This is a genomic window from Maribacter cobaltidurans, assembly GCF_002269385.1.
Taxonomy (GTDB): domain Bacteria; phylum Bacteroidota; class Bacteroidia; order Flavobacteriales; family Flavobacteriaceae; genus Maribacter; species Maribacter cobaltidurans.
The window spans coordinates 544,247-559,561 of sequence record NZ_CP022957.1; the positions used below are offsets into that span (position 1 = coordinate 544,247).

The 15,315-nt window shown below is 39.4% G+C and carries 11 protein-coding genes; 4 read left to right on the plus strand and 7 right to left on the minus strand.

The window, feature by feature from the left end; translation table 11 throughout:
• The first annotated feature begins 414 nt into the window (after positions 1 to 414).
• From CJ263_RS02340 to CJ263_RS02350, 3 genes are read left to right on the plus strand one after another with little or no spacing between them, the layout of a single operon-like run.
• Entirely contained in the window at positions 415 to 3,648 is a 3,234-nt protein-coding gene (locus CJ263_RS02340; protein WP_094995788.1) for a SusC/RagA family TonB-linked outer membrane protein, read from the plus strand.
• A gap of 26 nt (positions 3,649 to 3,674) precedes the next feature.
• Positions 3,675 to 5,291, plus strand: a complete 1,617-nt coding sequence (locus CJ263_RS02345; RefSeq protein ID WP_094995789.1) for a SusD/RagB family nutrient-binding outer membrane lipoprotein — start codon at positions 3,675 to 3,677, stop codon at positions 5,289 to 5,291.
• Between the two features lie 16 nt (positions 5,292 to 5,307).
• A complete protein-coding gene (locus CJ263_RS02350) occupies positions 5,308 to 6,174 on the plus strand; it encodes a hypothetical protein (RefSeq protein WP_158657055.1) in 867 nt (288 codons plus the stop codon).
• Positions 6,175 to 6,660: 486 nt separating this feature from the next.
• On the opposite strand, the gene CJ263_RS02355 is transcribed toward CJ263_RS02350, so the two are convergent.
• Entirely contained in the window at positions 6,661 to 7,524 is an 864-nt protein-coding gene (locus tag CJ263_RS02355) for an alpha/beta fold hydrolase (protein WP_094995791.1), read from the minus strand.
• Positions 7,525 to 7,752: 228 nt separating this feature from the next.
• Here CJ263_RS02355 and CJ263_RS02360 point away from each other — a divergent pair, with 228 nt between their 5' ends.
• The gene (locus CJ263_RS02360) at positions 7,753 to 7,947 is read left to right on the plus strand and encodes a hypothetical protein (protein WP_094995792.1); all 195 of its coding nucleotides are present in this window, start codon (positions 7,753 to 7,755) and stop codon (positions 7,945 to 7,947) included.
• Here the strand turns inward: CJ263_RS02360 and pyrF are convergent.
• The 6 genes from pyrF to CJ263_RS02390 all read right to left on the minus strand — a co-directional run bounded on the left by pyrF (position 7,944) and on the right by CJ263_RS02390 (position 15,160).
• Positions 7,944 to 8,771 carry an orotidine-5'-phosphate decarboxylase gene (gene pyrF / locus CJ263_RS02365; RefSeq protein WP_094995793.1) on the minus strand — a complete coding sequence of 276 codons (828 nt, stop codon included), beginning with the start codon at positions 8,769 to 8,771 and terminating at the stop codon, positions 7,944 to 7,946. The two genes, CJ263_RS02360 and pyrF, sit on opposite strands and share 4 nt — an antisense overlap.
• A 48-nt stretch (positions 8,772 to 8,819) precedes the next feature.
• The gene (gene prfA / locus CJ263_RS02370; RefSeq protein WP_094995794.1) at positions 8,820 to 9,896 is read right to left on the minus strand and encodes a peptide chain release factor 1; all 1,077 of its coding nucleotides are present in this window, start codon (positions 9,894 to 9,896) and stop codon (positions 8,820 to 8,822) included.
• Between the two features lie 148 nt (positions 9,897 to 10,044).
• Positions 10,045 to 11,043, minus strand: coding sequence for an FAD:protein FMN transferase (locus CJ263_RS02375; RefSeq protein ID WP_229702344.1), 999 nt, complete (start codon positions 11,041 to 11,043; stop codon positions 10,045 to 10,047).
• A 166-nt stretch (positions 11,044 to 11,209) separates the two neighbouring features.
• On the minus strand, positions 11,210 to 11,653 hold the full coding sequence (locus CJ263_RS02380; RefSeq protein WP_094995795.1) for a QcrA and Rieske domain-containing protein: 444 nt from the start codon (positions 11,651 to 11,653) through the stop codon (positions 11,210 to 11,212).
• A 48-nt stretch (positions 11,654 to 11,701) separates the two neighbouring features.
• Positions 11,702 to 12,880 carry an AIR synthase related protein gene (locus tag CJ263_RS02385; RefSeq protein WP_094995796.1) on the minus strand — a complete coding sequence of 393 codons (1,179 nt, stop codon included), beginning with the start codon at positions 12,878 to 12,880 and terminating at the stop codon, positions 11,702 to 11,704.
• Positions 12,881 to 12,973: 93 nt separating this feature from the next.
• Positions 12,974 to 15,160 carry a glutamine synthetase III family protein gene (locus CJ263_RS02390; RefSeq protein ID WP_094995797.1) on the minus strand — a complete coding sequence of 729 codons (2,187 nt, stop codon included), beginning with the start codon at positions 15,158 to 15,160 and terminating at the stop codon, positions 12,974 to 12,976.
• Positions 15,161 to 15,315: the final 155 nt, after the last annotated feature.

The window sequence follows — 15,315 nt, forward strand, 5'->3', positions numbered from 1 at the left end:
GGGCTGCACTTTGCACCAATATTTCTTCTCAAAGTCATTCTGCCTTTAACATACCCGTACACCATTCACAATTTTAACATTCATCAATATTCATTTTAAAAATTGAGAAATACGCATATCACTGTGGTCTATTTTCAATTATTAAAAATATAACCCAATTAGATCTATTTGTTATAAAACGTAAACCACAAGTAAAGATTCATCGGAACGGTAAACGTTTATAAGCATTTCCCAGAATGAACATGGGACCCATTTACTTTGGCCTGAATGACTAATGCAACAATGGCTCTAAAGGTAATATCCAAAAAACCATTTCCATTTCTTTAAAGTGCGCCGCACCAATTACGGATATAAACCGAAAAGACTATCACTTGTATTACTGGATTCATAGCTAACTCATTTAAATCTTTAAGTATGAAAAAAAAATGTATTTGGTTGTTTATGCTTTTTCTCACGGGAATGACATGGGCATATTCACAACAAAAAACCGTAACGGGTAATGTAGTTGATGAAGAGGGTGTTCCATTGCCCGGTGTCAATATTTTGATAAAGGGTACCACTTCAGGAATTCAAACCGATTTTGATGGAAACTATGCCATTGAGGTTTCCCCCGGTCAGGTTTTGGTCTTTTCCTATATAGGACAGCGAAAAGAGGAAAGGACGGTAGGATCAGAAAATGTAATCAATGTAACCATGGTAGAGGATGCCGCTCAGTTGGAAGAGGTAATTGTAACCGCCCAAGGTATTAAGCGAGAAAAAAAGGCTTTGGGTTATGCCATTACTACATTGGGTGAAGATGCCGTTCAAAGTAGACCGGAAGCCGATATTGCCAGAGTACTCAATGGAAAGGTTGCAGGTGTTAATATCGTAGGTACTGGTGGCTTGGCAGGTAGTGGTACAAACATTACCATTAGGGGAAGTGTTTCCATCACCGGTAACAATCAACCACTTTTCGTAGTCAATGGCATTCCTTTCAATACTAACACAAATGCCGAAAGTAATGTTACCACAGGTAACGGTTCAGTTTCTGCTTCTAGCCGATTTTTGGACATTGACCCCAATAATATTGCAAACATCAGTATTCTTAAGGGACTTAGTGCAACAGTTCTCTATGGGGATGCGGGAAGGAACGGTGTGGTACTCATTACCACAAAAACAGGCCAGACTGATGAGATAGAAAAGGGTTTCGAAATAACCGCAAGTCAATCCGTATTTGTAAACCAGATAGCGAATCTGCCAGAATATCAAAATACTTATGGACAAGGCGGTGATAATTCCGTAAACGTTGGTTTCGTAGGAAACTGGGGTGGTAGGTTTGATAGAAACTTTACCGTAAGGCATCCATATAACGATGCAAGGCTTGCCAATTCATTTCCTGAATTTCAGGGTGTAAATATTCCATACGAGCCTTATAAGGATAATATCAAGGATTTTTTCAGACAAGGAATGGGGACTACAACCTCCATAAATGCTTCTAAATCTAAAGAGGACGTTTCCTATAATTTCAACTTTGGACACACGGACGAAGATGGTTTTGTTCCTGGGAACAACATCAAACGGGTAAGTTTTGGCCTTGGGGGGTCTATGAAGCTTAGTAACAAGATTACGATTTCGGGTGCCTTTAACTTTTCGACAAGCGACTTTACTACGCCGCCCGTTTCTGCTGATAACGGTACTGGGAACTTCTCCATTTTTACAAGAACCCTATTTATACCCCGAAATTTTGATCTGCCCAACCTACCCTACCAAGACCCCATTAACGGATCCAGTGTTTACTATAGAACGGACCAAGAAAATCCTTTATGGCTAGTAGACAATGCCCAGGAGTCTATTGACGTTAACCGATTTTTCAACTCGATAAGCACCAACTATGACATCAATGATAACCTTGCCCTCACCTATAGGTTGGGCTATGACACCTACACTGAAAAACAACAGTTTTATATAAACAAGGGAGGTGTAAGCAGTATACTGGCACAAAATGGTTTTTTAAAGACCACTGCTGCCATAAATACTATTTGGGACCATAGTTTAATTCTATCACTCAAGGATGTCAGGTTTAGTGAAAAGCTAGGATTAAATGGAACTTTGGGTTTCAATGCAAATTCTGAACGCTATGATAAATTTGGAGTTGCAAGTACGGGACAGGTGGTCTTTGGGTTTATAGATCATAATAATTTCGCCACCCAGAGTAATGCCGATCCACTAGGAAGTTCCCTTGATTTTAAGCAGACCGAAAACACATTGGGTCTCTATGGTCAATTACAATTTGACTATGATAGCTTTCTTTACGTAACCCTAGCAGGAAGAAACGATTGGACTTCCACTATAGAACAGAGCAACCGTTCCTTATTTTACCCAAGTGCTTCAATGTCCATAGTGCCTACTTCTGCTTTTCCAGAAATGCAATCTGATTTCCTCAATTTCTTAAAACTAAGATTTGGATACGGCACCTCGGCAGGATTTCCGAGTCCATATAACACAAGAAATATTCTGGCCCTTGGAACCTCACTTTTTACAGATAGGGGCGGGCGAACTATTAATGTAAACTCAAGTAGTGCCTTGCAGACAGGCTTGGATGTATTCCCCAATCCGGAACTTAAGGCAGAACTTCATAGGGAATTTGAGTTGGGTCTTGAAACCAACCTATGGAAAAACAGGATTAATCTAGAAACCAGTGTATTCAAGAGAGATTCCAAAGATCAGATTTTAAGTAAAATTCTTGACTCATCCACTGGCTTCGATAGAACTACCATAAATGCTGGAAAAATTAACACCAAGGGTATCGAGGTAAATCTAGGCATAACTCCTTTTAATAATTTAGAAGGTTTCCGTTGGACATCAAATTGGATATTCTTTGCTGCGGAAAGTGAAGTTGTTGACTTGCCCGGCGGCGACGATGTCTTCATATCGGGCTTTTCCAACAATGGGAACTATGCGGTTGAAGGTCAACCTTTGGGGGTCATTAAAGGGAGTTATGCCCTTAAGGATGACGAAGGAAACTATCTGATTAACCCTACTACAGGAAATATTTTTGATAGTTCGGCCGTAGGATTGGACGATGAGATTATTGGAGACCCTAACCCAGATTGGAAAGCTACTTCCATAAACACTTTTGGATACAAAGGTTTGAGCCTATCCGCTCAATTGGAATATACTCATGGAGGCGATTTTTCCTCCAATACCATTGCCAACCTTTTAAGAAGAGGTGTTACAAGGGATACTGAAAATAGAGAAGGTAGTTTTGTAACTCCAGGGTTCTATGCAGATCCATCCACAGCAGAACTTCTTCTGGATGCTAACGGCAACAAAATACCAAATACAATACAGCAAGGTGCCAATGAGGTGTATTTCTTAAACTATTTAGACCCTAGTGGCCAGCAAATATTTGATGGATCCGTTTGGAGGTTACGAGAAGTGTCTTTGACGTATGATTTACCTAGAAAATTTTTGAAGGATTCTTTTATTGGCTCACTGTCCTTTAGCGTATTAGGACAAAATCTTTGGTATTGGGCACCCAATGTCCCCAAGTATACCAATTTTGACCCTGAAGTAATTAGTACAGGTGTTGGTAATGGACTTGGTCTTGATTTCCAAACGACCCCAACTTCAAAAAAATATGGATTTAGTATAAAGGCTACCTTTTAAAAGGCTCAAATTCTAAAAAAGAAAACATGAAAACGATAAAAAATAAATCAAAATATATCTTACTACTCCTCATTTTTGGACTATTCAATTGTGAGGTGGGAGATTTAAATCAATTGGAAGATCCCAGTAACTTAACGCCTAGCAGTGCCGATCCTGAATTACTGCTGAATAACGTACAATTACAATTTATGCGGGCAATTGCATATAATGAAGATAACGAGGATGGTATTAACGTTAGGGCGGCAGAATTCGTACGGATGCAGCATCTTTTTGGTGCATATGCAGGTCCTTTTTCCTTAGCTTCCAGTGCCATAGATGATATATGGACAGATTTTTACAGGGAAACCTTGCAGGATATTAGCGTACTGATTCCTTTAGCAGAGGAAAGAGAACTTCAAGGTTATGTAGGGGTTGCCAAAATCCTAAGGGCATATTCCTATGTAGTACTTGTAGATACTTTTGGAGAGGTTCCCTTCTCTGAAGCCTTATTCGGTAATGATCTCCCCAATCCTAAACTAGACGATGGCCAAGCCATCTATACTGCCATGTTTGATGTCATAGATGAAGGAATAGCAGCAATCAATACTCCAAACTCGGTTATGCCCAATGATCTTTTTTATAACGGTAACAAAACGCAATGGATAAAATTGGCAAACACTTTAAAGTTTAAAATGTATCTTCAAATGAGGCTGATAGGTGATTTTTCCTCAGAAATAAATAGTCTCATTGCAAGTGGCATTATCGAAGATTCTGCAGATGATTTTGAGTTTAAATATTCAACCGTTGCAAGTGCCACAGGTGAAAGCCGTCATCCCTATTTTGTTTTGTGCTACGATGCCGATGGAGCGGACGACTACTTAAACAGCTATTATGTAAACCTATTAAAGGCGGATAAAGGTTTTGAAGACCCCCGTCTTAGATATTACTTTTACAGGCAGATTGCCGAAACACCTACCGGTGATGATTTACCTTGTGAAGGTGAACCCGGCTATAATTTTTGCTATCTAGGAGATTTTTATTGGACAAGAGATCATGGTGATGACGAAGGCGTACCGCCGGATCAGCTTAAAAGAACTACATACGGACTTTATCCAGTTGGTGGGGCATTCGATGCAGACAACTTCACTCCCGTGGTAAACAACCAGGGTGCTTCTGGAGCTGGCATCTTTCCCTTGATGTTATCCACCTATGTAAAATTTTTAAAGGCAGAATCCGCTTTAACCAATAATACTTCTGGAGATCCACGTACCCTATTGGAAGAAGGCATACGTGCTTCAATGGATAAGGTGCTAAACTTTAATCCAGGACAGGTAGATGCAGCTTTTGCCGCGAGCACACAGGATGTGGAAGACTATATCACATTTGTTTTGGCCCAATATGATTCCGCAGTTGATGACAACGAAAGATTGGATATCATAATGAAGGAATATTACATTGCGCTTTGGGGCAATGGATTTGAAGCTTGGAACAATTATCGCAGAACAAGCATGCCTAGGGACCTTTCTCCTCATGTTGCCACACCTGGTGAGTTCCCAAGGAGTTTTCTGTACCCTGCCTCGGTAGTGAATACGAATTCAAGTATAGACCAAAAGCCGGTAACTACAAAAGTATTTTGGGACACCAATCCTGATAATCTACAATAATCATAAATAGATAATTATGCGACAGTATATAAAAAATAAGATTTGTTTAAGAATGTGGCCCACTTTATTGCTAGCATTCGCAATTATAGCGGTTAGTTCCTGCGAAGATGAAGAAAAGAATAATTTGGATGTTTTTCAACAAGGAGGGTTTGTTCGGTTAGCCACACCTTTTCCAACGGTCGTTAACATCAATACTTTAGATGAATTAGCTAATTTAAGTATTCCAACGACTTTTGAAGCTCCGGATGAAAATGTGGATAGCTACACCTTGCAGGTCTTTGGCACCCTATCCGGGACACCTACGGACACTGTTAACTTTGGAAGCGAAATCAATTCCTTTCCGACAACCCTCAATATTAACGTAACGGATATTGCAACCGCACTGGGGGTTCAAATCTCGGACATCGGATTTGGGGATACCTTCACTTTTTTGGGAACGGCCATCAATGACGCAGGAACTTTATATGGTCCAGAACGCCTGAGTTTCAACAGTACCACAAAAGAAATATCAGGTGGTAATAACACCAATGATCTATTTGATGAGCAAGGCTATCGCAATGCCTTTAATTTTGGTTTTGCAATTCCTTGTCCACAGGAAATGGGAAATATTGAAGGAGATTGGATTTTGGACATGCAAGACCTTTATGGTGATGGTTGGGATGGTGCTTTTGTAACCTTTACGATTGATGGTACAGCAACGACCTACACCGTACCTAGTGGTAGTGCTACCGTTCATGTCGTCAACGTTCCAGCGGGGACCAATTCATTGGTAGTGTCCTATACACCTGGAAGTTTTGAAGAAGAACATGTATATACCGTAGAAAAACCGGACGGAACCGTTTTAGGCCCCTTTGGCCCCAACCCTCCCCTATGCATCAATTAGAAAACGGCTAACAGAAGCTGTTTAATATAGTTAAACCGCCATTTCATTTTACCAATGATTGGCGGTTTCTCATTATATAAAACACATATTAGCCATATAATTATTTGAACCCTATTAAAGTTCTAACTCATATCTATTTGATACGCTCATTTCTTTAACTTCTTTAAATGGAGTTCAAAATTCCATTTCAATCTATCTTAATTTTGATTTTTAATTGAGTAAAATTTACTCTGTAAAAGAATCGTGATTATCATTCCCTCTTCCTTTAAACGTATTGCCTTGTTTATTACTCTATGTAAGAACAAATTGGTTTCAAGAAGCATTTTTAATAAATGGTTGGTAAAAACTAAGTAAAAATTCATCGGATAAGGAAATGTTTATAGGATTTACCCGTTGAAATCTAAAGAGTTAGTTTATTTGATGTAACAATCAAAATCAGTAGTAATAAAGCAGCTCTGAGACTACCTTAAGAAAAGAATTTCTGTCTTATTTTTTAGAGTGGTTATTTGAATTAGCTATCAATACCTCCTCAGGGCTGCAATTACTAAAATCTTCCAAGTCAGGCCGAACTACTTCCGATACCCCTTCTATACCTACTATATATCCAATAACCATCTTGTTAAAAAGCTCTTCTTGTTCCAAGTTAACGATATGGCCACAATCCTGAATAATAAAAAGAAGAGAGCCAGATTTGCTTGACGATATCTTCCTTACCGATGAAAGAAAAAGTTTGTCCTCCTCGCCCATAATATATAAGCAAGGAATATCCGATTTTTCAGAATAGAGATAATTTAGTATAGGATTTAATTTTTTAGTAAATCGACACCATTTCAAAAATTCCTCATTATCCCACTTCCTTGCCCGCTCCATTAAAAACGACCTGGATTCCTTGTGGTTCCTATTCGGTAAAAGGGAATACAAGAAAAAATTAAATTGTGAAGAGAATGATAATATCTTTTCACCTAGCTTTTGTACCCAAAACAAGAAACGAAGACGGTAATTAATCTTTATAATTGCCCCTGCAAGAACCATAGATTCTACGTAACCAGGATACCTCAATGCAAAATTCCTAATAAAGACCGTACCTAGGGATAAACCTATAAAATGTGACTTAACAATATTCTCAGTCTCTAAAACATGTAGTATACCATTTGAAATTCTATCGATATTTAAATCTTCCACGGTGTGAAACGGACTGTACTCTTCCTTCAACTCAACAACGAGTACATTATAATGACGTTGAAATTCAGGAAGCTGTTTTTTCCAAATTGAGAAAATACCTCCTGCCCCATCTATGAAAGTTACCCAAGGTAACGTGCTATGATTTAAATATGTAGTATAACTTAACAAAGTGTTCTCTTTCTTTCAATTTTAGGAAAGCCACACAATGTAAATATTCTTTTATAATTGATACCTCTTATTTATAGTTTTTATGCTTTCGGATGTTGATTTTTTAATTTTTTAAACACCTTAATGTTAAAAAAAAGACAAATTACCAATTAATTAGTTGTTTGGCAGTATATGGGGAAATCCAAAAAGTGATTGTCAGCGTATATTTGAAAGAACAATACTTTAACTATGGAAAAGCAATATTGTAAAGTCGGAACTGTAACCCCAATTGCGGCAAAAGCGGACGTTATTACTTTACTGGAATATCAGTATCAAAACTTTGTTGACAAAGCATCTAAGATGAAATATTCCAACACGAAATTGACCGAGTTTTTTGAACATAAAGCTCAAAAAATTCAAAAGTCATTGGAGAATTTGGTCTAGATTAAATCCCTGGATTCCATTTCTTTTTGCATTTGACCTTGTAGGTCACTAGCCCTGTCTTGTGCCACTTCGGCAAAATCTATTGCTGGTGAAGCATAAATAATACCTCGGGAAGAGTTGACCAAAAGACCTATATCTGAAGTAATTCCATACTTGCAAACTGCTTCAAGGCTACCCCCTTGTGCCCCGACACCCGGAACCAGTAAGAAATTTTCAGGTATTATCCTCCTGATTTCGGCCAGATATTCGGCTTTGGTAGCCCCTACCACATACATTAGGTTCTGGGCTCCTTGATATGTTTTGGATGTGTTTAGGACTTCCTTATACAGTTCCCTTCCTTCGATTTTTTTTGTCTGAAAATCAAAGGCACCAAGATTGGAGGTCAATGCCAATAAAATAGTGTGTTTATCCTTAAAGCTTAGAAAAGGCTCTACGGAGTCCTTTCCCATATACGGTGCAACGGTAATGGAATCAAAGTTTAAATCCTGAAAAAATGCCTTTGCATAACGTGCGGAAGTATTTCCTATATCCCCTCTTTTTGCATCGGCAATGGTGAACTGCTCCGGGTACTTCCCATTTAAATATTCAATGGTTCTTTCCAAGGATTTCCAACCCTTAATTCCGTAGGCTTCATAAAAAGCGATATTGGGCTTATAGGCCACACATAAATGATGTGTTGCATCAATAATTGCCTTGTTGAATTCAAAAATTGGGTCTTCCTCTTGTAGTAGATGAGGAGGGATTTTTTCTAAATCCGTATCAAGCCCAATACACAAAAAAGACTTTTTCTTACGAATTTGAAATACCAAATCTTGGGTGGTCATAAAAATAAATATGCTTTTCTTGAGGAATAATTAAGAATACCCCTATAATTAAAATATTTCCGATGCCTCTTTGAGCTTTTCGGTATTTTCAACTAGGCTTAGTTCGTCTATAATCCTTTGAATATCGCCGTCTATGATATTGGACAAATCGTAAAGGGTAAGGCCTATCCTGTGATCAGTAACCCTTCCTTGTGGATAGTTATATGTTCTAATCTTTGCCGATCGGTCCCCGCTGCTTACCTGGGAATTTCTTTTGGCCGCATCTTCTTCCTGTTTTTTGGCCAGCTCAAGGTCATACAATCTGGAACGGAGAACCCTAAAAGCTTTGTCCTTGTTCTTATGCTGAGATTTTTGGTCCTGACATTGTGCCACCAACCCGGTTGGTATATGGGTCAAACGAACAGCAGAATAGGTTGTATTCACCGATTGCCCACCAGGTCCCGAAGAACAGAAAAAGTCTATCCGAACATCCTTAGGGTCTATTTCTACATCAAAATCCTCAGCTTCGGGCAATACCATGACCGTAGCCGCACTAGTATGTACCCTACCCTGGGTTTCCGTTTGCGGTACTCGTTGCACCCGGTGTACACCAGCTTCAAATTTTAAGGTGCCATAAACATCCTCACCGGTAACTTCAAATTGTATTTCCTTGTATCCGCCACTGGTTCCTTCGCTCAAGTCGATTACGTTGGTTTTCCAACCTCTATTTTCGCAATATTTGGTGTACATTCTGAAAAGGTCGCCGGCAAAGATACTGGCCTCATCTCCTCCTGTTCCGGCCCTTATTTCCATAACTACATCCTTGGCGTCCTCAGGGTCTTTGGGTATAAGCATGAGTTTTATCTCCTCTTCAAGGGCAGGAAGACTGGACTTGGCCTCTTCCAACTGCATCTTGGCCATCTCCAACATTTCCACATCCGATCCATCCGCTATGATTTCTTCTGCCTCTTGAATATTATTGGTGTACTCAAGATATTGATCTCTTTTGGCCATAAGCTCCTTAAGATCTTTATATTCCTTGGTAAGTTTCACATACCTATCCTGGTCCGAGATAATATCTGGTTGTATGATAAGGTCAGAAACCTCATCAAAACGCTGCTTTACAATATTTAACTTATCAATCATTATCAACTACACTTGTGCTGCGAAATTACAATAATTTTATGACCAAATGGGTATTGACGGTTGAAGTGGACCGTTTTAATGTAGACTTCCATAGTAGTAAAGAAAAGTCAATTAATATCGGGAAAGTAATGTTGAAACATCCTAAAAATCAAGGAACCCTGTCCAATATCATTCCGGAACTTTTATACAATGTATTATCGGAATCCACTATAATTACCTCTGTTCCCCCTAACTGGTTGACCAAGGCCAATCCGGCATTGCGGCCCATTATCATAATTGCCGTTGCCAAGGCATCGCAAAGCTCCGCATTTTTGGAAAACACGGAAACGCTTTGAATTCCTTTCTTTACTGGGTAACCAGTTCTTGGGTCGATAACATCCGTAAATTTTTCATCGTTGATCATTATGAACCTTTCCTTATTGCCCGATGTAGCAACCGATGATTCCACAAGGGGCAACCATGAAAATACCCTTGACCTATTGTTAGGGTTGGCAATGCCCAATAGCCATTTTTCGCCACTAGCTTTGGTTCCCCACGTGGTAAGGTCCCCGTTGGAATTAATGACCCCTGCAACCACCTTCTTGGATATCAATAAATCCTTTGCTTTGTCCACTGCATACCCTTTTCCTATAGCTCCAAAAGAAATCTTCATTCCCGGTTTGGATAGAAAAACGGTCGACTCGGATTCATTTAATTGGATATTCCTATAATCCACCTTAGCAAGGGCATTCCTCACTTGACTTTTTGTTGGCATTGAGGTCATTGCGCCGTTGAAGTCCCATAAATGATCCAAAGAAGCATAGGAAATATCAAAGGCACCATTGGTGATATCCGATATTTGTTTACATCTTTCTATCAGTTTGAAAAGCTCGGTGCTCACCTTTACCGGTTTTATCCCAGCATTTCTATTTATCATGGAAGTTTCAGATTCTGAATCCCAAGACGAAATCAGCTTCTCTATTCTATTGATTTCCCCAATCGCCTCTTGAATATTGATGTAGCCCAAATCCTCATTTACGGATACAACAGTAATTTCAAACGGACTTCCCATTAATGTTACCGATTGCTTTACGGTCACAAATTTCTTTTCCTGAGCCGAAACCAAGAAACACCATAAAATGGACCATATGGTAAGTTTCAACTTCAACTATGGAAATATAAATAGGTGAAATTTCCTCTATGAAAATCTATTATACAGAAGGTAATGGCACACTTGGTCCTATCTAAAGAACAAGGGCCAAAAATATACCTTGCATATGCTGGTATGAGGAATTTTAAAATCAAGCTTTATAGATTTGGGACAAAAAGCAATATTATTCAAAAACACGAAGGATATTACCGTTAAGTTCAGTCTGAAAGACTTTTAAGGGTTTTACGGCCCTACCGTTCGCAGGATTTAAATTACTGCCGTCCTGGGCAAATTGCGATCCATGTACATCACAATAAAATATTCCTCCGTTCTGATTGACGAATCTTACTTCGTCATATCCTTCATGACTACACACCTGACTGGCAGCTACAAGCTCCCCCTCCAGATTTCTTGCAACTACTACTAGGTTTTTGAGAATAAAACCCCCGTTTGTAGCTAATTTGGAGGCTTCCTCAGAGGCAAGGTCTACCGTAAAGTCCACATTGGTTGGTTCCGCCACGATATTTCCATTTTCTCCATTATCCTTTGAGCAACTGCCCAAACAGGGAAATGTAATGGCGAAAGCCGCCCCAGCTCCTAGACTTTTCAAAAATTGTTTTCTTTCCATAGCCAGATGTTTAGTATAAAAACGTAGGTATCCGGCTAATCGTATACCTTAATACACAAAGGTTCCAAATTCGCTTTTTATGGTCAATTTTTTGGAGGGAGAGGCCTCTACCCTACCAATTATTTGGGCATCCACATTAAAGCTTAAGGAAATATCGATCAGGTCCTTCGCCGTCTCTTCATTGGTATAAATTTCCAATCGATGACCACAATTAAAAACTTGATACATTTCCTTCCAATCCGTTCCGGATTGTTGTTGTATCAATTTGAACAAAGGAGGAACGTCAAAAAGGTTATCCTTGATTATATGAAAATCATCAATAAAGTGAAGAATTTTAGTTTGTGCACCTCCGCTACAATGGACCATTCCATGTATTTCCTCTTTACCATACTTGGCAAGTATCTTTTTTACGATCGGCGCATATGTTCTAGTTGGAGACAATACCAATTTACCAGCATCCAAGGGAGAATCCTCCACAGCATCAGTTAGTTTGGCATTTCCTGAATAAACCAAATTTTCAGGAACTTGGTCGTCATAGCTTTCCGGATATTTTTCAGCCAAATATTTTGCAAAAACATCATGTCTGGCAGATGTTAGTCCATTACTACCCATTCCGCCATTGTATTGCCTTTCATAGGTAGCCTGTCCAAAAGAAGCCAAGCCCAAGATTACATCTCCCGCTTTAATATTCGCATTGTCTATGACATCTTTTCTTTTTAGTCTTGCGGTTACCGTAGAATCCACAATAATAGTCCTAACCAAATCCCCCACATCTGCAGTTTCACCCCCGGTAGATTTTATGGTAATTCCGAAAGTTTCCAGCTCTTTAATCAATTCTTCAGACCCATTAATTATGGCCGATATAACCTCGCCTGGCACTTTGTTTTTGTTTCTTCCAATGGTTGAGGAAAGCATAATATTATCGGTAGCACCGACACATATCAAATCATCGATGTTCATAATAAGTGCATCCTGCGCTATGCCTTTCCAAACGGATAAATCGCCTGTTTCCTTCCAATACATATATGCCAGGGAGGACTTGGTACCGGCGCCATCCGCATGCATGACCAAACAGTACTCATCATTACCTGTTAGATAATCGGGTACAATTTTACAAAAGGCCTTGGGGAAAAGTCCTTTATCAATATTTTTGATGGCGTTATGAACGTCTTCCTTGGAAGCGGAAACGCCACGTTGATTATATCTTTCACTGTGGGATGAGGACATCTTTAACAAATTTGAGGCAAAAATAGGATAATTGCGTTTAACACCAACTTGTTTAGCACTTCTTGCCAATAGGTTTCAATTGGCTTCTACATATTATTTTATGAACAATAATTCACTGTATTTGGTGAGTGGCCACAATTGGTCTTCGATTACTTTTTCCAGCTGATCGGCATGACTTCTAATAGTGTCAAAATAAGGTTTTATATCATTACAATAGACCTCAGCCATTTTAGCCGTACCCGTTAGCTTATCCGCCTTATTCTGAGCATTACTCATGGTGTCAGTGGCTTTTTTGAGTGCGGAAATATGTTCCCCTATTTCTTCGACCATGGAAAGCTGTGCTTCGGTAAAGCCCTTGTGTGCTGCCCCATAAATCTCCTTTAATCCCGTTACATTGGTAATCAACTTGTTTTGATAGGCTATAGCGGAAGGAATTACCGAGTTATAGACCAGGTTTTTGTACATCTGTCCTTCTATCTGAAGGTGCATGACATAGGTCTCCAATTCCACTTCCATTCTTGCCCCAAGTTCAACTTCGCTCAAAACCTTCATCGACTTGAAGAGATCAATCGTATCTTTTGAAGACAAAATCTTAAGGGCCTCAGGAGTATTTTTGTTATTGCTAAGTTTTCTTTTCTTGGCCTCGGTTTCCCAATCCTTACTATACCCATCACCATCAAAACGTATCCTCTTGCAGGTCTTTATATATTCCCTAAGTACATTAAAAATAGCCTCGTCCTTTTTGAGCCCTTTTTTGTCCAAAAGTAAATCCACTTCCTTTTTAAAGTCTTTTAATTGCTTAGCCACAATCGTATTCAACACCGTCATAGGTTTTGCACAATTGGTTTTGGAACCTACACCGCGCATTTCAAATTTATTCCCTGTAAATGCGAATGGTGAGGTACGGTTACGGTCTGTATTATCCAATAGTATTTCAGGGATCTTACCAACAACGTTTAGTTTAAGTTCGGTCTTTTCCTCGGGGGAAAGCTTTCCTTGTGAAACGCCTTCCAATTCATCAAGGACACTACTTAATTGCTTACCAATGAAAATGGAAAATATAGCAGGGGGAGCCTCATTGGCACCTAACCTATGGTCGTTACTGGCCGATGCTATGGAAGACCTCAATACTTCCTCATAGGTGTCCACTGCCTTAATCGTATTTACAAAAAAAGTAAGGAACTGAAGGTTCTTCATTGGAGTACTGCCAGGACTTAACAGGTTAACTCCTGTATCCGTAGCAAGGGACCAATTATTATGTTTCCCGGAACCATTTACCCCTGCAAAAGGTTTTTCATGGAACAGCACCTTTAAATTATGACGGTCGGCAATTTTATCCATAACGTCCATCAACAAAAGGTTATGGTCAACGGCCAGATTCGCCTCTTCAAAAACGGGAGCCAGTTCAAACTGATTGGGAGCGACTTCGTTATGCCTTGTCTTTACGGGAATGCCCAATTTCGTGCATTCCTTTTCCAAATCACTCATAAAACTTAGTACCCTACTTGGTATTACACCAAAATAATGGTCATCCAGTTGTTGTCCTTTTGGGGCCGCTACTCCTAAAAGTGTTCTACCCGTAATGACGATATCCGGTCGAGAATAGGCCAAAGCCTTATCAATTAGAAAATACTCTTGTTCCCAACCCAAGGTGGCATTTACTTTGGTAACGTTCTTATCAAAATACTTGGCCACTTGTGTTGCGGCCTCATCAACAGCGCCCAAAGCCCTTAATAATGGCGCCTTATTATCCAGAGCTTCACCAGTATAGGAAACAAAAATTGTGGGTATACATAGCGTAGTCCCATAAACAAATGCCGGAGAAGTAGGGTCCCAAGCAGTATATCCCCTGGCTTCAAAGGTATTTCTTATTCCACCACTTGGAAAACTGGATGCATCTGGTTCCTGCTGCACCAATTGTCCACCTCCAAATTTTTCCAAAGCCCTGCCATCCAAGGTCAAATCAAAAAAGGCATCGTGTTTTTCAGCAGTGCTACCCGTCAATGGTTGAAACCAGTGTGTATAATGGGTGGCTCCCATGGTAATGGCCCAACCTTTTATTGCCTCTGCAACTTGATCGGCGATTTTGCGATCAATTTTAGACCCCGTTACGATAGCATCCTTTAAACTTTCATAGGCATCCTTTGTCAAATATTGAAGCATCTTGGCTTCATTAAAAACATTGACACCAAAAATATCGGAACGTCTTCCCTTTTCTTCTACGGAAATAACCGCTCTATTCAGGCTTTGTACTATTGCTTCAAATCTAGGTATGGACATATATATTCAAATTATTAATTCCACAAAATTACGTTGTTAAAATAACTATTTGACAAAATACCCATGAAAAAATAGGGGTATGATATAATTTATTGAATTCTTATAGATTTACCCCCTAAAAAATACCTAGATACCATAAAAAAACATATTTTTGG